We start from the raw sequence: 21,685 nt of genomic DNA, 5'->3' as shown, positions 1-21,685 counted from the left end.
GGGAATCACCAAAATGCGTAAGCACCTCTTCACTGCTGTACCCCTTATCCTTTGTGCCGGCTTCGTTCAGGCCCAGACGCTACAGTCCGCCATGCAGAAAGCCATGGACGAGCATCCCGAGGTGCAGGCCGGCATTAATGCCCGTATCGCCCAGGACTACGCGCTCCGTGCTGCAAAGGGCGGCTACCTGCCGCGTGTCGACGTCACGGCGGGCTACGGCCGGGCCGGTTCCGATACGCCAAGCACCCGTGCCTCGACCGGTCGTCATGATTACCAGACGCTGGACCGTGGCGAGTCGCAAATCCGTCTTCAGCAAATGCTGTTTGATGGCTTTGCAACAAGTAACGAAGTTGCGCGTCAACAAGCCACCGCCAATTCCCGGGCGTATTCGCTGTTAAATACAACCGAACGTACAGGTTTGACTGTTGCACAGGTCTATCTGGATGTTCTTACTCAACGTGAAATGGTTCGGCTGGCCGAAGAGAATCTGAAGAGTCACGAACGTATTTACGATCAAATCAAACTGCGCACTTCCCGCGGTGTGGGTCGTATGGCCGATATGGACCAGGCTGATGCCCGTCTGGCACAGGCCCGCAACAACCTGATCACCGAGCAAACCAATCTGGCCGACGCACAAACCAACTACCTGAGCGCCGTTGGTCTGGAAGCTGACCAACTGGAAGCACCGTCGCCGTTCGCCATGATGCCCGCCGATCTGAACGAAGCCCGCCGCCAGATGCTGGAGAACAGCCCGGTGCTGCGCTCGGCCGAAGCCGACATCGTGGCCGCTGAAAAGCAGTACAGCTCGGCGCAGTCCAATTACTACCCGCGTTTCGATGCAGAACTGGGCCGCAATGCCGATAACAACATTGGCGGCGACGAAGGCCACAACAATGGCTGGGAAGCCATGGTCCGTATGCGCTTCAACCTGTACGCCGGTGGCAGCAACAAAGCTGACCTGCAGTCCAAGTCGTACCTGTCGAGCCAGGCCCTGGATATCCGTAACAACGCGTTGCGTCAGTTGAACGAAGAACTGGGCCTGGCCTGGAACGCTTACAACAACGCCAACGCCCAGGTGCCGATCGCTCAGCAGTACGTAGAGCGTGCGAACAGCGTGCGTACCTCATACCAGCAGCAATTCAGTCTGGGAGAGCGTACCCTGCTCGACCTTCTCGACAGCGAGAACGAGCTGTTCACCGCGCAACAGCGTCTGGTGCAACTGAAGAACCTGCAGACGTACACCCAATACCGCATCAAGGCGGACATGGGCACCTTGCTAAAAAGCCAGGGCGTCGTGGCGCCGATGGCATCGGTTGTGCAGAACGATGTGAAACCGACAGTTCAGCTGCCGGGCATGAACTGATTCTTGACGGAGTCAGCTTCTTTTAACCGTTAAGAAAGAGAGTGTCAGCGTGGACTTGGAATTACCTTCGGCTCAATTAGGTCATGATCCACGCAGCCAGCACGACGATCCGCTACTCGACGGGCTGTTGACACTCTGTGCCCTGCATCACAAGCCGGCGAGCCGGGCCATGCTGACCACCGGTCTGCCATTGCCCGACCAGCGCCTGAGCTCGGATCTGCTGCCTCGCGCTGCAGCCCGGGCGGGTTTGCAGGGTCGTTTGCTGCAACGCAAGCTCAACCAGATTCCCGAGATCGCATTGCCCGCCTTGCTGCTGCTGAAAGAAGGGCGCTCTGCCGTTCTGCTCGGTTGGGAGGGCGAATCGGCCCGCCTGCTGATCAGCGAAAGCAATGGCGGCGAAGTGCTGATCGAAACCGAAGCGCTGGCGCAGGATTACAGCGGTCGGGTGTTTTTCGCACAGCCGCAACATAAATTTGACGTGACCCAGGGCTCGCTCATCCCGCGCGCTCGTTCCTGGTTCAAGGACACCCTCAAGCTGTCTCGCTGGCTTTACGTCGACGCGATCGCTGCCAGCTTCGTGATCAACCTGATTGCGCTGGCGACCCCTCTTTTCGTGATGAACGTCTACGACCGTGTCGTGCCCAATCAGGCCACTGCAACACTGTGGGTGCTGGCAACCGGTATCTGTGGCGCGTTCCTGTTTGACCTCCTGCTCAAGGGCCTGCGCAGTCTGTGCCTGGACCTGGCCGGCAAGAAAACCGACCTGATCATTTCCGCCACGCTGTTCGAACGTATCGTCGGCATGGCAATGAAGTTTCGCCCGGCGCGGGTCGGCAGTTACGCCCAGAACATCCATGAGTTCCAGGGCATGCGTGACTTTCTCACGTCGCTGACCCTGACCAGCCTCATCGACCTGCCGTTCACGCTGATCATCCTGCTGGTGATTGCGCTGCTGGGCGGGCATCTGGTGTGGATTCCTATCATCGCCTTCCCGCTGGCTCTGGGCATCGGCCACTTCCTGCAAAAGCCGCTGACCTCCACCCTCGAGCGCACCATGGCGTTGGGGGCCGAGCGTCAGTCGAGCCTGATCGAAACCCTCGCCGGCCTTGATGCGGTGAAGGTCAACAACGCCGAAAGCGAGCGTCAGTACCAGTGGGAGCACACCATCGGTACGCTCAGCCGCCTGGAGTTGCGCGTCAAGGTCCTTTCCGGTCTTGCCATGAACATTACCCTGCTGATCCAGCAGTTGGCCGGCGTAGCGATAATCTGTTTCGGCGTTTACATGATCATGGACGGCGTCCTCAGCATGGGCGGCCTCGTGGCGTGCTACATGCTCAGCGGTCGAGCCCTGGGCCCTTTGGCGCAACTGTCCGGGCTGTTGACGCGTTATCAGCAAGCCAAAGTGACCATGGTCTCGGTCGATCAGATGATGGAGCTGCCGCAGGAGCGCAACTTCGACGAGCGTCCGCTCAGCCGTCAAGTCCTGCAAGGCGCCATGGAATTCCGCAACCTTGAGTTCACTTACCCGAATCAGCAGAACCTGGCGCTGCGCAACATCAATCTGGTGATTCGCCCGGGCGAAAAGGTCGGCATCATCGGCCGTAGCGGTTCGGGCAAAAGCTCACTGGCCAAACTGCTGGTCGGTTTGTATCAGCCGGACGAAGGCTCGCTGCTGGTGGATGGCGTCGACATTCGCCAGATCGACGTCAGCGAAGTGCGCCACAACATCGGCTACGTCGCCCAGGACATTCAACTGCTGTCCGGCACGCTGCGCGACAACCTGATTTCCGGCGCGCGCTACGTGGATGACGAGATGGTGCTGCAGGCCGCTGAACTGGCCGGCGTGCATGAATTCGCCAGCCTGCATCCGCAAGGCTATGAGCTGCAGGTGGGCGAGCGCGGGCAGAACCTTTCCGGTGGTCAGCGGCAGAACGTCGCGCTGGCGCGGGCATTGTTGCTCGATCCGCCGATCCTGTTGCTCGACGAACCCACCAGCGCCATGGACAACACCGGCGAAGAACGTTTGAAGCAGCGCCTGTATGGCGTTATCGAGAAAAAGACCGTGATTCTTGTGACACACCGAGCTTCGTTGCTCAGCCTGGTTGATCGCCTGGTGGTCATCGACCGCGGCCAGATCGTGGCCGACGGCCCGAAAGCCGCCGTTATGGAAGCGTTGAAGAAGGGGCAGATCAGTGTTGCTTAAATCAGGTCCAAACTCCGGCGGCGGCATCTTCGGCTACTTCAAAGGCTCGCCATCGCTGGAAGGCCAGGCACTGCCCGAAGTCAAAAAGGCACTGGTCGATGATGCTCCGCGCATCGTGCGGCTGACCATCTGGGCAGTGATCCTGTTTTTCGTCTTCTTGCTGGTCTGGGCCAATTACGCCGTGATCGATGAAGTGACGAAGGGCGAGGGCAAGGCCATTCCGTCGACCAAGATCCAGAAAATCCAGAACCTGGAAGGCGGCATCGTCGCGCAGATCTACGCCCACGACGGCCAGATCGTCGATGCCGGCGCCCCGCTGATTCGTCTCGATGACACCCGCTTTGCGTCCAACGTTGGTGAGACCGAGGCTGATCGTCTGGCCATGCAGCTGCGTGTTGAGCGTCTGAGCGCCGAGGTTGATGATCGTCCGCTGAATATCAGCGCCGAAGCGCGCAAGTTGGTGCCGAGCCAGGCGTCCAACGAGGAGTCGTTGTACAAGAGCCGTCGTCAGCAACTGGTCGACGAGATCGGTGGTTTGCAGCAGCAGTTGATTCAACGCCAGCAGGAATTGCGTGAATTCGCTTCCAAGCAGGAGCAGTACCGCAGCAGCCTGGGCCTGTTGCGCCAGGAAATCGGCATGTCCGAGCCGTTGGTTTCCCAAGGCGCTGTGTCGCCGGTGGACATCCTGCGGCTGAAACGCTCCGAGGTGGAAACCCGTGGTCAACTGGACGGCACCACGCTGGCGATCCCTCGCGCACAAGCGGCGATTGCTGAAGTGCAGCGCAAGATCGATGAGACCCGTGGCAAATTCCGCAGCGACGCGTTGACGCAGCTGAACGAAGCACGTACCAACCTTTCGAAAGCGCAGTCGACGGCCAAGGGTCTTGAAGATCGCGTCAACCGTACGATGGTGACGTCGCCGGTGCGCGGTGTGGTCAAGCAGATGCTGGTTAACACCGTGGGCGGCGTTATTCAGCCAGGCAGCGACATTGCCGAAGTTGTGCCGCTGGATGACACGCTGTTGGTAGAAGCGCGCATTCGCCCGCAAGACATCGCCTTCCTGCACCCGGGGCAGGAAGCGATGATCAAATTCACGGCCTACGACTACACGATCTATGGCGGGCTTAAGGGCAAGCTGGAACAGATTGGTGCTGACACCATTCAGGACGAAGAGAAGAAGAACACCTTCTACGTGATCAAACTGCGCACCGACCGCAGCCACCTCGGCACCGATGAGCACCCGCTGCTGATCATCCCCGGCATGGTCGCCTCGGTAGACATCATCACTGGCAAGAAAACCATCCTGAGCTACATGCTCAAACCCGTGCTGAAAGCCCGCGCCGAGGCATTGCACGAGCGTTGATGGTTGATGGCTGTGGGACTGGCCTCACTCGTTGTAGGACCGGCTTCAGCCGGGAAGGCGTCGGGTGTCACACCGCTAATCTGATGGTGTTTGAACAGGCCTCTTCCCGGCTGAAGCCGGTCCTACAGAGGAGTAGCCGAGCCGGGTCCCACATGAGAGCATCCGCGCGCGCCACTACCTCCCGCGTTTGCTATCAATCCTCACCAACCGCCCGCCTTCGAACCTCAAATACTGGTACATCCCGTTGCTCGGGCCGTAGATCCATTCCTGGACCTGCACCTGGTCCACCTGGCGGTAGTGATTGACGGTTTCCTTATAGCCGATGATGTCCTGGCTGACCGGTTGGCCGCATTTCTGCTGCACTTCAAACATCCGGTCGCCGACGCTGATCAGTTGGCTGCCACAGCGCAATGTATCCGCCTGAGCAACGCCAACCAGCGCGGTCACACCGAGAATCAACGCCATCCTCGTTATCGCATTCTTCAAAATCATTACTCGCTGTCGAGGTGCAGGGGGCTGATGACGCGGCCGTCTTTTTCCGGCTGGCCGAGGGTGGTGTCGATGAAATACACCCGCTCGTCTGCCAGTTGGCCCTTGTCGACCAAGTAGTCCTTGATGCTTCCGGCCCGAGCCTGACCGAGCTGACGCAACAGCAGCGCGCTCGAACTCCAGGATGTGAGCACCGCCTCGCGCAGCTTGTTCTGACGCTCTTCCTTGCCCAGATTCACCCAATCGGCCGGCGGTTGCTGTTTCAAGCGCGTGCGGTAAATCCCGTCAAGCATCGGCGCCTTTTCATCCGCAGGCACCGTCAAATCACTTGGCTGCGCAGGCACCTTGTCGCCGCGACGCTGGAGAATCTTGTAGTACGTGCTCTGGTATTCCCGCTCCAGTCGTTGCTGGGCAATCAACGGCCCGTCGCTCGCTTCAGCGCTGGTGCCTTCAATCTCCAGACGCAACGCCGGACGCGCTTTCAAGCCTGCCGCCAGCTTGTCCAGCGAAGCCATCGCTTCAGGGCTCAACTCGTCAACGCCCGGCGCGAAGGCCACCGTACCCAAGTCCTCCGATCCGCCACCGCCGCTGATCAATCCGCCGATGAATTTGAACGGCGCCGCCGCAGCCTTTACCAGCAGATTGCGCAGCGTCTGCCAGACAATCGGCATGACGCTGAACTGCGGATTGTTGAGATCACCCGTTACGGGCAACTCGATGGAAATCTTGCCATCGGTATCCTTGAGCAGGGCAATCGCCAGTTTCAACGGAAGATTCACCGCGTCCGGGCTGTCGACCTTTTCACCCAATTGCAGTTGCTCGACCACCACTTTGTTCTCAGCCTTGAGCTGGCCTTTGGTGATCAGGTAATGCAGATCCAGATTCAAACGCCCCTTGCGGATGCGATAACCGGCGAACTTGCCGGAGTAGGGCGTCAACGTGGTGAGTTCCACGCGCTTGAAGCTGGTGGCGATGTCCAGACTCGCCATCGGGTTGAATGGGTTCAGCGCGCCCTTGATGGTCACCGGCGCATAGCGATCAACTTTGCCGTTGATATTCACCGTCGCCGGTTTGTCCTGGCGGTTATCCAGCGTGCCGATCTTGCCGTTGAGCTGCTGAACGGCCGTGGCGAAGTTCGGCGTAAGGCTGAAGTCGGCGAAGTTGGCCGCCCCATTGGTGATGTTGACCTCGCCAATGCGAATGCCCATCGGCTTTTCGCTGCTGGCGGCAGCCTTGGCTTTCAGCGCGGCAGGCGCCTGATCAGCGGGCTGCGGAATCAGCAGGTCGTCGATATTGGTCGAGCGATCGTCAGCGATCACGAAGCGCGCATACGGCTGATCGACATTGATCGAAGCGATGGTCAGGCTATCGCCCAGCTGGAAATTCAGCCCCTCCACATTCAGCCGCTGCCACTTCACGAAGTCCCGCGACTTGAGCGTGTCGAGGGTGTGCAGCTGGTCAACCTGCGCCTTGCCGGTAATGCCCAGCGCCAACGGCTCGGTGCTTTTCAGGTCCACCGCCAGATCGCTGTTGAGCATGCCGCTGCGCACTTCCAGACGAATGAACGGGGTGACGTAAGACTGCGCGACCCGCAGGTCGATATCCCGCGTAGTGACATTGAGATTGGCGCGAACCGGCGCCAGATTCACCTCGCCCTCGGCGGTCAGCTTGCCTTGCTTGCCCACGCCGGTGTCGAGCTTGAGTTTGAAGGGCGACTTGTTGAGGCTGTCGAAGCCGGTCAGGTCCAGGTTCAGCGGGCCAACATCAATCGCGACAGGCTCCTTCGGCACTTTGTCGGCGAGATGAATCCGGTAGTCGCGCAGCTGCGTATCGCGCAGCAACACCTGCCACGGTTTGCTCGGCGCCGCTGGTTTTGCGCTGGCGGTGGTTTCAGTGCTGGTGGCGGTGGCGGGCTGCTGTTTTTCGGCCTCAACCTTTTTCGCCTGCGCTTTAGAGGGCTGGCTGGCGAACAGCTTCTGCCAGTCCAGTTCGCCGTCCGACTCCCGCGTCGCCCAGGTTTCCAGGCCGTCGCTGCGAATCTTGCCGACGGTTACCAACTGCTTGGCCAGATCGATCGACGTCTCGCTCACGCTCAGTTTTTTCAGGCGAGCCAGCGGTCTGTCATCCGGGGCATCGATGGCGAAGGGCGCAACACTCAGGGACGTGTTATCCAGCAGCAGCTCGGTTTCCTTGGCCAGGCTGAGTTTGTAATGGGTGTTGAAGTTCAGCACGCCGTCTTTGAGCACCAGCGGCAGTGCATCGCGAACGTAGGGCCACCAGACTTTCATCTTGCCATCGGTGACCTTGAGCGAGCCTTCCGACGCGATCGGCACAAGGCTGATGCGCCCGACCCAGTCGATCTGACCGCCCTCAGGCCCTGCGGCGACCAGGGTCATGTCGGCGTTGTCTTCCGGCAGCGTGCTGAGGTTTTTCAGCTCGAAATTCAGCGCGTCGTAGAGAAACTCGATGGGCTCGCTGGGACGCATGTCCTGGAAATGCACGTAACCGTCGGCCAGCTTGATCTCGCCGATGCGCAACGGAAACGGTTTGCTTGGGGGTTGGTCGGGTTTGGCCGGCTCGCTGGCCGGCAGTTTGAACAGGCCGGCCAGGTTAAGCGTGCCGTCTTTGGCGAACAGCAGCTCGGTCTTGGGTTTATCGAGTTCGACGGACTTGAGGTGCAGAGCCTTGCTCCACAGGCTGTCGATTTGCAGATTGGCGTAAAGCCGTGCGAAACCGATTTGCTCCTTGCCCGGCGCCCCGATGTTCAGGCCCCAGAGGGTGACTTCCAGACTGTAGGGATTGAGTTCGAGACGGTCGAGCCTGGCCGGCACCGTGGCGTAATTCGCCAGCTGTTGATTGATGATTCGCAATGCAACGCCTGGCAGGATCAGAAACCCCAGCGCGCTGTAAATGGCGAAGACGGCCAGCAGGGCGCCGATGGCGCGTTTCAATCCTTTGGGCATTTAGGTCGCCGACTCTCTCGATGGGAGGTCCTTGGAGTATGGCACGCCAATCTGGTTCCAAATCCAGTCGCTTCAATCCTTGTGGGAAATTTCCTTAGGCCCGATCACGCCTCACAGCTGCAAGATCAATGTCTTGAGCGGGGGCTGTTGATCCTGTGACGGAAAGTCGGCGCCCGGGGTCAGCACCTGGCAGTCGCGCACTGGCCGGCCGATCTTGCTGGCGCAACGCAGCACTTGCTCGCGCCAATCGTCCAGGCTGACTTTCGCCAGATTGTTGCAGCAGATCAGCACGCCATCTTCGGCGGTGGTCAGCAGCGCGGGTTTCAGCAGGCTCTGATAATCGCGCAGCAGATCTACCGTGCCGAAGGCGCTCTTGGCCCAGGCCGGCGGATCCAGCAGAACCAGATCGTATTGGCGTTGCTCAAGGCGCGCGTAACTCGGCAGCGTGTGGCCGCGACGGGAAGCGATGGGCAGTCCGGCCAGTTGGCGAATGGCCGGGAAGTAATCGGACTGGACGAACTGCATGGTCGGCAGATGCGGATTGAGCAGGCCGTTCTCGCGGCCGACCGCCAGATTGCCCTCGGCGAAATCCAGGTTGCACACCTCGCGCGCGCCACCCGCCGCCGCGCTCAGGCCGACACCGCAGGTGTAGGCGAACAGATTAAGCACGCTCTTGCCGGCCGCGTGTTGCTTGACCCAGCCGCGGGCGTTGCGCAAATCGAGAAACAGCAACGGATCCTGCCCGGCATGACGACCGCGCACCCGGTAATTCAAGCCCCACTCATGGCCGACCAGATCGGCCAGCGCAGCGTCTTCGGCTTTGTAGATCGGGTCTGTCCTGTCAACCCGCGAGTTGCCTTGGGAGCGGTCGTTATAGACCAGCATCAGTTCCAGGCCCAGCCGCCCATTGACGGCGGCATGCAGCGCGAGCAGCGAATCAAGATCCAGGCTGTTGTGAAAGCTCTGCACCAGCAATTGCGGGCCGTAGCGGTCGACGGTCAGCCCGCTCGCGCCTTCCTGGCTGCCGTGGAACAGGCGATAACAGTCGGTGCCTTGGGCATGCAGTTCTGCGAGCAGGGGTTGACGATTATCGAGGGCGACGCTGAGCGCCTGATTCAACGAAGACATGCTCGACCTTGGGCCAGGAATAAGGCGTGCGAGTTTATCAGCTAGGCCAATACCGGTGTTGCCGCCTCTTCGCCAGCAAGCCGGCTCCATGTACGGGATTTTTGGACCACCACAATCCCCCATCCGCTGCAAACCCCTGTAGGAGCGCGCTTGCCCGCGAATGCGTCAATTCAGGCACCTCACTTGCCTACTGACCCACCGCAATCGCGGGCAAGCGCACTCCGGCAAAGGGCGTCATCGCCCGATTCCTGAACCGCCCCTGAAGACACCCGCAATAACCCGACACCCCCGGTACTGGCGATTTACTCTCATAAAACCCGGGCGTATTCTTCGCCCGTTTTCAACCAATGCGGAGACCCACAGTGGGTACTTGTTCGAGTGACAGACGTCAGCCGGTAATGACGACCGGCCCATCCTCGGCACGATAACGCGCAGTCTTTTCACTGCCGCTATCTCGCCGACAACGTGAGAAGCGGCAGTGCCCGCGGACTCTGCTCAGAGCCCGCTTCCCTGTCCTTTCCCTGACGCCCAATCCTGCGTGATGACCGACGCGTCTGTCGTTCGTCTGCGCATCGGACGCGCGCGGCATTTGCTGCGCGGGCCAGCCTGCGGTGCCTGCTCATGAACGAGGGCGGCGCCAGAGGTTTGCCGTACCCGCTCAAGGTTCCTGTGCTTTCAGCTCCAGCAGCCTTCAGTCCAGGGGACATAACCATGAAATACACCCTCCTGAAAGAACTCCTCGCAGACTTCGTGCGCACTCGCAAACTCGGCCGGCACTTCCGTCGGCTGGCGACGCTCGACAGCGTGACCGACGCCACTGTCAGCCGCGAAGTGCCGCCGACCCTTGCGCAAACCCTGACCCGCGGCGCCAGCAGCGATGTGCCCGAATTGCTCGCACGGCTGAGCAGCCACGCCGACGGTCTCACCGAAACCGAAGCGCAAAGCCTGCGCGAGCAACACGGCCTCAACGAAGTCGAGCACGAACAGCCGCTGCCGTGGTGGGTGCACCTGTGGCACTGCTACAAAAACCCGTTCAATTTGCTGCTGACCCTGCTGGCGTTCATCTCGTGGCTGACCGAAGACATGAAAGCCGCCACGGTGATTTTCTCCATGGTCGTGCTGTCCACGCTGCTGCGCTTCTGGCAGGAGGCGCGCTCCAATCAGGCGGCTGACGCGCTCAAGGCGATGGTCAGCAACACCGCGACCGTCATGCGCCGCGCCGACAGCACTCTCGATGCTGCCGATAACGCCAGGCAAAAACGCATTGAGCTGCCAATCAAACAACTGGTGCCGGGCGACCTGATCGTGCTGTCTGCCGGCGACATGATTCCCGCAGACTGCCGCGTGCTCGGCGCTAAAGACCTGTTCGTCAGCCAGGCCGCGATGACCGGTGAATCCATGCCGGTGGAAAAATTCGCGCGGCGTCAGGGCTTCGATACGGGCAACCCGCTGGACCTGGAAAACATTCTGTTCATGGGCACCAACGTGGTGTCCGGCGCTGCGACGGGCGTCATTCTTGCCACCGGTAACAACACCTATTTCGGCGCACTGGCGCAGCGGGTCAGCGCCACCGACCGCGCGCCGACCTCGTTTCAGGCCGGGGTCAATAAAGTCAGCTGGCTGCTGATCCGCTTCATGTTCGTGATGGCGCCGCTGGTGCTGTTCATCAACGGCTTCACCAAGGGCGACTGGATGGAAGCGTTGCTGTTCGCGCTGTCCATCGCTGTCGGCCTGACCCCGGAAATGCTGCCGATGATAGTCACTTCGACGCTGGCCAAGGGCGCGGTGTTTCTGTCGCGCAAGAAAGTCATCGTCAAGCGCCTCGACGCCATCCAGAACTTCGGCGCCATGGACGTGCTGTGCACCGACAAAACCGGCACGCTGACCCAGGACAGGATTTTTCTCGCACGCCATGTCGACGTCTGGGGCGATGAGTCCGACGACGTTCTGGAGATGGCCTACCTCAACAGCTACTACCAGACCGGCCTTAAAAACCTGCTGGACGTTGCGGTGCTGGAGCATGTCGAGATTCACCGCGAGCTGCAAGTCGGCACCGCGTTCAGTAAGGTCGATGAGGTCCCGTTCGACTTCAATCGCCGGCGCATGTCGGTGGTGGTGCAACAGCAGCGCGAGCCGCATCTGCTCATTTGCAAAGGCGCGCTGGAAGAAGTGCTGAGCGTGTGCAACCGCGTGCGCCACGGCGATGCCGAAGAAGCGCTGACGCCTGAATTGCTTGAGCGCATTCTGAGCGTCACCGCAGCGTTCAACGAAGAAGGTCTGCGCGTGGTGGCCGTCGCGGCGCGTCCTATGGAGGCAGGCCGTGACACTTATGGTCTGGCTGACGAAAGCGACCTGACCCTGATCGGCTATGTCGCGTTTCTCGATCCACCGAAGGAAAGCACGGCGCCGGCGCTTAAAGCGCTGGCCGAGCATGGCGTGGCAGTGAAGGTGCTGACCGGCGACAACGAGCGCGTCACCGCGAAGATCTGCCGCGAAGTCGGTCTGGAACGTCAGGGCCTGCTGCTGGGCGGTGACATCGAGCGCATGAGCGATGCCGAACTGGCGCTCGCCGTCGAGACCACCAACGTGTTTGCCAAACTGACGCCTTCCCACAAGGAGCGCATCGTTCGGCTGCTCAAGGCCAACGGGCACGTGGTGGGTTTCATGGGCGACGGCATCAACGACGCGCCTGCGCTGCGCACGGCCGACATCGGTATTTCCGTGGACACCGCGGTGGACATCGCCAAGGAAGCCGCCGACATCATTCTGCTGGAGAAGAGCCTGATGGTGCTGGAGGAGGGCGTGCTGGAAGGGCGCCGGACCTTCGCCAACATGCTCAAGTACATCAAGATGACGGCCAGTTCCAACTTCGGCAACGTGTTCTCGGTGCTGGTCGCCAGTGCGTTCATCCCGTTTCTGCCGATGCTGCCGATGCACCTGCTGGTGCAGAACCTGCTGTACGACATTTCCCAGATCGCCATCCCGTTCGATAACGTCGATGAGCAATTGCTGAAAAAACCTCAGCGCTGGCAGCCTGCGGATGTAGGACGCTTCATGCTGTTTTTCGGGCCGATCAGCTCGATCTTCGACATCACCACCTTCGCGGTCATGTGGTACGTATTCGGCGCCAACACGCCTGAGCATCAGACGCTGTTTCAGTCCGGGTGGTTTGTTGTGGGCCTGCTGACGCAGACGCTGATTGTGCACATGATCCGCACGCCGAAAATCCCGTTCCTGCAAAGCCGCGCGGCGATGCCGTTGATGGTGATGACCGGGGTGATCATGGCCGTGGGCATCTTCCTGCCGATGGGCCCGCTGGCGCACTACTTCAAACTGCAGGCGCTGCCGCCGCTGTACTTCGCCATCCTGCCGGTGATCCTGATTGCGTACGTGGCGCTGACTCAGGCGGTGAAGGGGTTCTATGTGCGCAGGTTTGGCTGGCAGTGAGGCGCCAGTTCTTCTGAGTTGATCGTGCCCACGCTCCGCGTGGGCATGCATCCCTTGACGCTCTGCGTCACACGTGCCGGGAGGGGGAGCGTGCGGGGCGGCATTCCCACGCGGAGCGCGGGAACGATCAACACGGATTGCTTTTGATTCTGGCCGAAGGCCGTAGGAGCGCGCTTGCCCGCGAATGCTCTGGGTCAGACACCGAAGATACGCCTGATTCACCGGCCTCTTCGCGGGCAAGCGCGCTCCTACAAGAGCCTTTGCTTTAGCGCGCCAACGCCAGCGCCACGCCTTGTCCGCCGCCAATGCACAGCGTCGCCAGGCCTTTCTTCGCGTCGCGCTTGATCATCTCGTGCAGCAGGGTCACCAACACGCGGCAGCCCGATGCGCCGATCGGGTGGCCGATGGCGATGGCGCCGCCGTTGACGTTGACCTTGTTCATGTCCCAGCCCAGTTCCTTGCCAACCGACAAGGACTGCGCGGCAAAGGCTTCGTTGGCTTCGATCAGATCCAGCTCCTCCAGCGACCAACCCGCCTTATCCAGGCAGCGGCGGGTTGCGCTCACCGGGCCGATGCCCATGATCGCCGGATCGACGCCGGCGTTCGCGTAGGCGGCAATCCGCGCCAGCACCGGCAAGCCCAGTTCTTCTGCTTTTCGGGCACTCATCAGAATGACAGCTGCCGCACCGTCGTTCAGTGATGACGCATTGCCCGCCGTGACCGAGCCTTCCTTTTTGAACGCTGGCTTGAGCTTGCTCAGTAACTCAGCGGTGGTCCCTGCGCGAGGCTGCTCGTCGATGCTGAAAGAGAGCGGATCGCCTTTGCGCTGAGGGATCAGGATCGGGGTGATTTCATCCACGAAGCGACCGGCCTCAATGGCGGCGGTCGCTTTCTGTTGCGACGAAGCGGCAAATGCATCCTGCGCCTCACGGCTGATGTCGTATTTATCGGCCAGGTTCTCGGCAGTGATGCCCATGTGGTAATCGTTGAACGCATCCCAGAGGCCGTCGCTGATCATCGTGTCGACCATCGTCGCGTGGCCCATGCGCAGACCGGTTCGCGCGCCCGGCATCACATAGTTGGACAGGCTCATGTTTTCCTGGCCGCCGGCGATGATCACTTCCGCGTCGCCGCAGCGAATCGCCTGCGTCCCCAGATGCAGCGCCTTGAGGCCCGAGCCACAGACCTTGTTCAGCGTCATGGCCGGCACCGTGAACGGCAACCCCGCTTTGATCGCAGCCTGACGTGCAGGATTCTGCCCGGCGCCCGCCGTCAGCACCTGGCCCATGATCACCTCATCGACCTGCGCACCGTCCAGACCGGTCTGCGCGAGCAGTTGACGGATGACGGCAGCGCCGAGATCCACTGCGGGAATATTCGCCAGCGAGCCCTGGAAACTGCCCACCGCGGTGCGGGTAGCGGCAACGATTACGACGTCTTGCATGGTGCGAATCCTCAGTGGTGTGCGACGCGGCGCCGGCCCAGGCATGAAAAGGTGAAGAAAAAAGGACGGGCAGCCGGATCAAGGGAGAGCATGGTTACATGAATGACGATGATAATTTAAGCCCTTTGTCGCCCGGATTTCGCAGTCACGGCAATCCACCGCTTCCGGTCCATCCTTTGGCCGACCTGCGGACGTTTCCTACGGAGACATACGACAAGAAGTGTCTCAGATTCCCACGCAAACCCAGGATGCGGCTGATTTTCGATGAGGGTGACGGCAGGGACAATCGCCGGCCATTTCAGCGTCCGCGCTTCAGGAGCCCCCTTTTGTCGAACGATAACCATGGCAGTCAAAGCGGCGATCACAGCCTGAACGTCGGCGTCGGCGACTTTCGTGGCGCCAACGTGAACATCAGTCACAACGAGCGTCCCACCTTCACGCCCGAGCAGTTGCACATCGAGCGCCATCCGGCGTTTGGCGGGCGCAGCCTCGACAGCAACAACGTCTCTGTCTTTGGTTACATCACGGGTATCGCCAGCCTGATCGGGCTGTACTTCACCCTGTTTCAGCCGCCTTTGGGCGGGCAGAGCTCGTGGTCAACGTTGTTCATGTTTTCATTCATCGTTGCGGTGATGGCCGTCGGGATGTCCGCCGTGCTGCGGCGACATAAATTCGAGCATTTCTTCGGCTCCCGGCACTATCTGGAGATCAGCAAGACGGGGCGTCTGAGGGTGAATCGTCTGACTGCGCAATGCCCCTGGTGCGGGTCGTTGATGCACCTGCGGCGCGTCGGCCCCAAGGAAGGGCCGCGTGACGATCAGCTTATTTGCGTGCGCAATCCGGCGCAGCACGCCGTTCAACTCGACCCGACGGTGCTTCCCGACATAGAAGACTGAGAAACCCGCACGCACGAAACCCGCTGCCTCTTGCGAGAGAGCGGGTTTCGAGGTGTTACAGGACGGCAGATCAGCCGCGGTGACGACCGCGGAAATAGTTGATCAGGCCTTGGGTCGAAGCGTCTTCAGCGACAGTTTCGTCGGTGCCGACAAGGCGGCTGTAAACGCCTTTGCCCAGCTCCTTGCCCAGTTCAACACCCCATTGGTCGAAGGCATTCGTGCCCCAGACCACGCTTTGCACGAACACCTTGTGCTCGTACATCGCGACCAGCGCGCCCAGGCGGCGAGGGCTGATGCGCTCGACGACAATGGTGTTGCTCGGACGGTTGCCCGGAATGACCTTGTGCGGCGCGACACGCTGCACTTCTTCTTCCGGGACGCCCTTGGCGCGCAGTTCGGCTTCCGCCTCGGGGCGGGTTTTACCCTGCATCAAGGCCTGGCTCTGGGACAGGCAGTTGGCGTACAGCCACTGATGGTGGTCGGACACCGGGTTGAAGCTGACGATCGGCACGATGAAGTCGGCCGGGATCATTTGCGTGCCCTGGTGCAACAACTGGTGGTAAGCATGCTGGCCGTTCGCGCCGACGCCACCCCAGATGACCGGACCCGTGTCGGTTTTGACCGGCACGCCGTCCTGGCGAACGCTCTTGCCGTTGGATTCCATGTCCAGCTGTTGCAGGTGCTTGGTGATGTTGCGCAGGTAATGGTCGTACGGCAGGATCGCGTGGCTTTGCGCGCCCCAGAAGTTGCCATACCAGATACCCAGCAAGCCCAGCAGCACCGGCATGTTCTCTTCGAACTCGGCGTTCTGGAAGTGCTGATCCATGGTGTAGGCGCCTGACAACAGCTCCTTGAAGTTGGACATGCCGATCGCCAGCGCGATAGGCAGGCCGATGGCCGACCACAGCGAGTAACGGCCGCCGACCCAGTCCCACATCGGGAAGATGTTCTCTTCACGAATGCCGAACGCAACCGCTGCGGCATTGTTGCTCGACACCGCGATGAAGTGGCGATACAGCTCGGCTTCGGACCCGCCCTGGGCGAGGTACCAGGCGCGGGCTGCGGTGGCGTTCTTCAGGGTTTCGAGGGTAGTGAAAGTCTTGGACGAAACGATGAACAGCGTGGTTTCGGCGCGCAGCTTCTGAGTCAGCTCGTGCAGCTCGGTGCCGTCGATGTTCGCCAGGTAATGGCAGCGAACGCCTTTCTGCGCATAGGACAACAGCGCTTCGGACACCAGCTCCGGACCAAGGAACGAGCCGCCGATGCCGATATTGACCACGTCGGTGATCGGCTTTTCGGTGTAGCCGCGCCACAGACCGTCGTGGATGCGCCCGACCAGATCAGTGATCTGGTTCAGCACCTTGTGCACTTCCGGCATCACGTTGACGCCGTTGACCAGCAGCTTGTCGCCAACCGGACGACGCAGCGCGGTGTGCAGCGCAGGGCGACCTTCCGAAGCGTTGACCAGTTCGCCGTCGTACTGCGCCTTGATGGCGTCCTTCAGGCCGACTTCATTGGCCAGATTCACCAGCAACTGACGGGTTTCGGCAGTGATCAGGTTCTTCGAGTAGTCGAGAAACAGACCGGCACTGCTGAGCGTGAATTCGTTGAAACGCTTCGGGTCTGCGTTGAACGCTTCGCGCATGCTGAAATTCTGCATCGCGTCGCGGTGATCTTTGAGCGCCTGCCAGGCGGGCAGGGTAGTGACGTCATGAGGAGTGCGGTAGTACGCCATCGCTGCGGGTTTCCTTGTACTTGAACTGCCTTTTGGACACTGAAAAGCAGGATTGGACATGAATTCGTGGGTGCATCAGAGACTAGTCCCCGGCAACGCCGATGTCTGCGCCTTGCTTTACCTTTGCTCGGTACTTTTTCTCACAGAGTAGAGTTGCTGGTCTGACACGAACTGTATCGATATGGCATTGCGGGTCTGGCTAAGTTCATCGCCAGCGCCCTGCGAAGGCCAAGGCCTGCGCCGCAAAATCGGTTTCGCGCAGTGAGCATAGGCGCAGATGGTCATCCGATCACGTGACTTTTGCTTTACACGTGACCGGGCGCATCCTTCAGCCGGGTGGGCAGGTTATTCCTTGACCAGATGCAGGTTGTCGATCAGGCGCGTCTTGCCCATGAAAGCTGCGCCCAGCACCACCAGATCATGATCATCCGGCGTCGCAGGGCGAAGACTGACTGCATTGCGAATCTCAAGGTAATCAGGACGAAAGCCCGCCGCTTCGAGGGCTTTGACGCCATCGCTGATCAACTGCTGATGATCCTGCTCGCCATTCTGCAATGCCGCGCCAATGTGTTTGATCACGCGGTACAGCGCAGGCGCCGCAGCGCGCTGGTCTTCAGTCAGGTAGCCATTGCGCGAGGACAAGGCCAGGCCATCGGCGGCACGCACGGTGGGTTCGCCGATGATTTGAATGGGCATGTTCAGGTCACGCACCAATGCGTTGACGACTGCCAGTTGCTGGAAATCCTTCTGACCGAAAATCGCGATGTCTGGCTGCACCATGTTGAACAGCTTGCTGACCACCGTCGATACGCCGTCGAAATGGCCAGGACGGCTGCCGCCACACAGACCTTCGGACACCACCGGCACGCGCACGATTGTCTGATCGGCCATGCCATGGGGGTACATTTCTTCGACCGTCGGCGTAAACAACAGGTGGCAACCGGCCTGAAGCAATTGCTCCTGATCAGCGGCAAGGGTGCGGGGGTACGACGCCAGGTCTTCGTTGGGGCCAAACTGAAGCGGGTTGACGAAGATGCTGGCGATCACGAAATCAGCGCGTTGCACGGCTTTGGTGACCAAAGCGATATGGCCGCTGTGCAGGTTGCCCATGGTGGGCACCAGAGCGATGCGTTTGCCTTCGCTGCGAGCGCGGGCGACGACGGCGCGCAACTCGCGAACGGTTTTAACTGTGTTCATGCCGAGAATCCGTGTTCTGGAGCGGGGAAGCTGACGTCCTTGACCGCGCTGACATAAGCGGCGATCGCCGACTGAATGTCCGGCTGACCGGCCATGAAATTCTTCACGAACTTGGGCACACGGCCGGTGATCGACAGCCCGAGCATGTCGTGAAGCACCAGCACCTGACCGTCTGTGGCGCTGCCGGCGCCAATCCCGATCACCGGAATCTTTACGGCGTGGGTGATTTCCTGGGCCAATTCGCTCGGCACGCACTCCAGCAAAATCATCGCGGCGCCGGCCTGTTCAAGGGTAATCGCGTCGGCCCGCATCTGCCGCGCCTGCGACTCCTGACGCCCCTGCACTTTATAGCCGCCCAGCACGTTGACCGCCTGAGGCGTCAGCCCCATGTGTGCACAGACGGGAACGCCGCGTTCGGCGAGCAGCCGGATCGAGTCGGCAAGCCACGCCGCGCCCTCGATCTTGACCATGTGCGCGCCCGCTTGCATCAGCGTGGCGCTATTGGCGAAGGTCTGCTCGGGAGTGGCGTAGGACATGAACGGCAGGTCCACCAGAATCAGCGCGCCCTGGTTGCCGCGTTTGACGCCGGCCACGTGGTACGCCATCTCTGCGGTGGTGACCGGTAGCGTGCTGTCGTGGCCCTGAAGGACCATGCCCAGCGAGTCGCCGACCAGCAGCACTTCCACACCGGCCTGGCTGGCGGTGTGGGCAAAAGTCGCGTCGTAGCAGGTCAGCATGGTGATTTTTTCACCTTTTTGCTTTAAAGCCAGCAGGGACGTAACGGTGATATCGGGCATGGAAAGTCCTCATTCAGGCGCTGTGAATACTGCGGCGAGCAACGCGTGATTCATCTTGGGAGGCAGGCACATCGTCGTTTCGCGATGTTTGCAACGGCCTGATCCGCGCCTTGTGGCCGGTCGTCCGGCTTTGGGACGCTTATCTTCGTGAGGAGGGGGCGGGAAGTCAATTCCGGGTGTTGCCGGTTTCAACGTGCCCGCAAAACGGCGTCAGCTCGGCAATCGCTCCAGGCCTTCGAACGGGCACTGGGCAAGCAAATCATTCAGCGCGCGGCCGTCAGCGAGGATGATCCCCGGCGCCAGCTCGGCCAGGGGGTACAGCACAAACGCGCGCACGTGCATCTGGTAATGCGGCACCTTCAGTCTCGGCTCATCGATAAGTCGATCGCCGAACAGCAAGATGTCGAGATCCAGTGTGCGCGGCCCCCAGCGTTCGAGGCGCTTGCGGCCCTGATCGTTTTCGATGCCTTGCAACGCGTCGAGCAGCGCCAGCGGGGGGAGCGAGGTGTCCAGCGCAGCGACCGCGTTGGTGTAACGCGGCTGACCCGGCAACAGCGAGTCGCTGACATAAAAAGAGGAAACGCCTGACAGACTGCTCTGCGGTAACAGGCTCATGGCCTTGATCGCTTCGCGCAACTGCTCGGCGGGGTCGGCCAGGTTGCTACCCAGGCCGACGTAGACGCGCTCGATCATCGGGTGTTATTCCGCCCCGTCGACGCCAGCGCGTTTGCGCTTGCCGCTGCTGCTGCGACGACGTTTGCGCGGGCCTTGGCCGGTGGCATCGGGCTTGCTGCCAAGGTCACGGATCATGTCGCGGCGTCCGGAATCATTGGCGTCCTGATAGTCCGTCCACCATTCACCCAGGCCGTCGGTTTCTTCGCCAGCGGATTCGCGCAGCAACAGGAAGTCGTAGCCGGCACGGAAACGCGGGTTTTCCAGCAGCAGGTCGGCGCGTTTGCCCGAGCGGCGCGGCAGACGTTCCTGCATGTCCCAGATCTCGCGGATCGGCATGGTGAAGCGTTTGGGAATCGCGATCCGCTGGCATTGTTCGGTGATCAGCTCATGAGCCGCTTCCTGCATGGCCGGGATCGGCGGCATGCCGCGCTCTTGCAGACGCAGCACGCGGGCGGGCAGGGCAGGCCACAACAACGCGGCAAACAGGAACGCCGGCGTGACCGGTTTGTTCTGCTTGATGCGCAGATCGGTGTTGGCCAGCGCCTCGCTGATCAGCGTATGGGTGTAAGTCGGGTTTTGTTCCAGCGCTTTGGAACTGGCCGGGAACAGCGGCTCGAACAGTTCGAGATCGACGAGCATCTCAAACGTCGCCTCGGCGTAGCCCGAGAGGAACAGCTTCAGCACTTCTTCAAACAGACGCGCCGAAGGAATGTCGCGCAGCATGGGCGCCAGCGGGCGAATTGGCGTGGCGCTGTGCTTCTCGATGCCGAAATCCAGCTTGGCGGCGAAACGCACGGCCCGCAGCATGCGCACCGGGTCTTCCTTGTAACGCTGCTGCGGATCACCAATCAGACGAATCAGGCGATTGCGGATGTCGTGAACGCCATTGGCGTAATCGAGGACGCGCTCGGTGACCGGATCGTAATACAGGGCGTTGATCGTGAAGTCGCGACGCTGGGCGTCGTCTTCAAGGGTGCCATAGACGTTGTCACGCAGGATGCGCCCGCTCTCGTTGCGTGAAGACTGGTTGCTGTCTTCATCTTCGTCGTCGATCGGGTGATTGGCGCGGAAGGTCGCGACTTCAATGATTTCACGGCCGAAATGAATGTGAACCAGCTTGAAGCGGCGGCCGATGATACGGGCGTTGCGAAACTCGGCGCGGATCTGCTCGGGCGTGGCGCTGGTGGCGACGTCGAAATCCTTGGGAGTGATGCCGAGCATCATGTCGCGGACACAGCCGCCAACCAGATAGGCCTGGTAGCCGGCGGTCTGCAGACGCTCGACGATGTTCACCGCATAGCGGCTGAATTGGCTGCGTTGCAACGAATGCTGGCTGCTGCTGAGCACTTCAGGCGTTGTGCGCACATGTTGCTGCGGCTTGCGCAGTGGGGAACGGAATGACTGGAACAGCTTCTTCAGCATGGGAGGCACTGTTTGAAGGAATATTCGGCCAATTTCGAAGAGTGACCGCACGATGGGCGGGGATTCTAGCATTTAGTCGAGGGATGGTGTAGGAGGCAGCGTGATGGGTGCCTGCGCGGGCTGACTGCGGGGCGTAGCGCGGGGTGTCGGAAGGGACGGGGCTTTGTTGCAGACGGGACTTTGTTGCAGATGCTACTGGGGGAGCCGAAGCTCCCCCAAAGTGCGTGCTCTTATTTTTATTGTCTGACGGGCTTTTTATTATTGTTAACCGCCCAATTCACGGCTTTCGCCTGTGAAACCTCCCAGTCGGGAGTCAAGAGCAAACTGATTGCTTTGGTCGCTGTGCAGCAGTGATCTATCGATCCAACCAGTTCAGGCTCTACCTAAGGGTAGTTTTTGTTGTTCTCGGCCTGGTTGCGGGACAAGTCCCAAATGCAACGCCTCTCCAAAAGAATCAGTTAGCTGCGCCTCCGCCGTATTGTTTTTGTTATGCGTGAGTCGATTCGTCTTGTTTTTATTATGTTGGTGTTTCGGGTGACTGATTTTTGTTGTTCTTGTACGAA

14 protein-coding genes are annotated in these 21,685 nt (G+C 60.6%); 5 read left to right on the top strand and 9 right to left on the bottom strand.

Features of this window, described 5'->3' with window-relative positions:
- Positions 1-13: 13 nt before the first annotated feature.
- Genes L4G42_RS20050 through L4G42_RS20040 form a run of 3 tightly spaced genes read left to right on the top strand, consistent with a single transcriptional unit; the run spans position 14 to position 4,929 of the window.
- Complete coding sequence (locus L4G42_RS20050; protein WP_237259872.1) at positions 14-1,363, top strand: TolC family outer membrane protein; 1,350 nt, start codon at positions 14-16, stop codon at positions 1,361-1,363.
- 49 nt (positions 1,364-1,412) lie between these two features.
- Positions 1,413-3,566 (top strand): type I secretion system permease/ATPase, encoded by a 2,154-nt coding sequence (locus tag L4G42_RS20045; RefSeq protein ID WP_237254915.1) that lies wholly within the window; start codon positions 1,413-1,415, stop codon positions 3,564-3,566.
- Positions 3,556-4,929, top strand: coding sequence for an HlyD family type I secretion periplasmic adaptor subunit (locus L4G42_RS20040; RefSeq protein WP_237254914.1), 1,374 nt, complete (start codon positions 3,556-3,558; stop codon positions 4,927-4,929). The genes L4G42_RS20045 and L4G42_RS20040 overlap by 11 nt, the downstream gene beginning before the upstream one ends.
- A 174-nt stretch (positions 4,930-5,103) precedes the next feature.
- Here L4G42_RS20040 and L4G42_RS20035 read toward each other — a convergent pair whose 3' ends face one another.
- From L4G42_RS20035 to L4G42_RS20025, 3 genes are all read right to left on the bottom strand, one after another.
- Positions 5,104-5,394, bottom strand: coding sequence for a DUF2845 domain-containing protein (locus L4G42_RS20035; RefSeq protein ID WP_237254913.1), 291 nt, complete (start codon positions 5,392-5,394; stop codon positions 5,104-5,106).
- A 26-nt stretch (positions 5,395-5,420) separates the two neighbouring features.
- Positions 5,421-8,381 carry a DUF748 domain-containing protein gene (locus L4G42_RS20030; RefSeq protein ID WP_237259873.1) on the bottom strand — a complete coding sequence of 987 codons (2,961 nt, stop codon included), beginning with the start codon at positions 8,379-8,381 and terminating at the stop codon, positions 5,421-5,423.
- A gap of 111 nt (positions 8,382-8,492) precedes the next feature.
- Positions 8,493-9,509: a class I SAM-dependent rRNA methyltransferase gene (locus L4G42_RS20025; RefSeq protein ID WP_237259874.1), complete on the bottom strand. Its 1,017-nt coding sequence runs from the start codon at positions 9,507-9,509 to the stop codon at positions 8,493-8,495.
- A 711-nt stretch (positions 9,510-10,220) separates the two neighbouring features.
- On the opposite strand from L4G42_RS20025, the gene mgtA reads away from it, so the two are divergent.
- Positions 10,221-12,956, top strand: a complete 2,736-nt coding sequence (mgtA, locus tag L4G42_RS20020) for a magnesium-translocating P-type ATPase (RefSeq protein ID WP_237259875.1) — start codon at positions 10,221-10,223, stop codon at positions 12,954-12,956.
- 265 nt (positions 12,957-13,221) lie between these two features.
- Here the strand turns inward: mgtA and L4G42_RS20015 are convergent, their stop codons facing one another.
- Positions 13,222-14,400: an acetyl-CoA C-acetyltransferase gene (locus tag L4G42_RS20015; RefSeq protein WP_237259876.1), complete on the bottom strand. Its 1,179-nt coding sequence runs from the start codon at positions 14,398-14,400 to the stop codon at positions 13,222-13,224.
- A 326-nt stretch (positions 14,401-14,726) separates the two neighbouring features.
- Between L4G42_RS20015 and L4G42_RS20010 the strand changes: the two genes are divergently transcribed.
- Positions 14,727-15,296 carry a hypothetical protein gene (locus L4G42_RS20010; RefSeq protein ID WP_237259877.1) on the top strand — a complete coding sequence of 190 codons (570 nt, stop codon included), beginning with the start codon at positions 14,727-14,729 and terminating at the stop codon, positions 15,294-15,296.
- Positions 15,297-15,366: 70 nt separating this feature from the next.
- On the opposite strand, the gene pgi is transcribed toward L4G42_RS20010, so the two are convergent.
- The 5 genes from pgi to L4G42_RS19985 form a co-directional block, all read right to left on the bottom strand.
- Positions 15,367-17,031 carry a glucose-6-phosphate isomerase gene (gene pgi, locus L4G42_RS20005; protein ID WP_237259878.1) on the bottom strand — a complete coding sequence of 555 codons (1,665 nt, stop codon included), beginning with the start codon at positions 17,029-17,031 and terminating at the stop codon, positions 15,367-15,369.
- 345 nt (positions 17,032-17,376) lie between these two features.
- Positions 17,377-18,228: a pantoate--beta-alanine ligase gene (gene panC / locus L4G42_RS20000; RefSeq protein WP_237259879.1), complete on the bottom strand. Its 852-nt coding sequence runs from the start codon at positions 18,226-18,228 to the stop codon at positions 17,377-17,379.
- Positions 18,225-19,025 carry a 3-methyl-2-oxobutanoate hydroxymethyltransferase gene (panB, locus tag L4G42_RS19995; RefSeq protein WP_122536960.1) on the bottom strand — a complete coding sequence of 267 codons (801 nt, stop codon included), beginning with the start codon at positions 19,023-19,025 and terminating at the stop codon, positions 18,225-18,227. Before panB ends, panC begins: the two co-directional genes overlap by 4 nt.
- Before the next feature lie 210 nt (positions 19,026-19,235).
- A complete protein-coding gene (folK, locus tag L4G42_RS19990; protein WP_237259880.1) occupies positions 19,236-19,718 on the bottom strand; it encodes a 2-amino-4-hydroxy-6-hydroxymethyldihydropteridine diphosphokinase in 483 nt (160 codons plus the stop codon).
- A gap of 6 nt (positions 19,719-19,724) precedes the next feature.
- Positions 19,725-21,122 (bottom strand): polynucleotide adenylyltransferase PcnB, encoded by a 1,398-nt coding sequence (locus tag L4G42_RS19985; RefSeq protein ID WP_237254886.1) that lies wholly within the window; start codon positions 21,120-21,122, stop codon positions 19,725-19,727.
- Positions 21,123-21,685 lie beyond the last annotated feature (563 nt).

The sequence above is a fragment of the Pseudomonas petrae genome, assembly GCF_021728295.1.
In the GTDB taxonomy this organism is placed as follows: Bacteria; Pseudomonadota; Gammaproteobacteria; order Pseudomonadales; family Pseudomonadaceae; genus Aquipseudomonas; species Aquipseudomonas petrae.
Note: the sequence above shows the minus strand (reverse complement) of the source record. Positions and strands in the feature narration are given on the sequence as shown.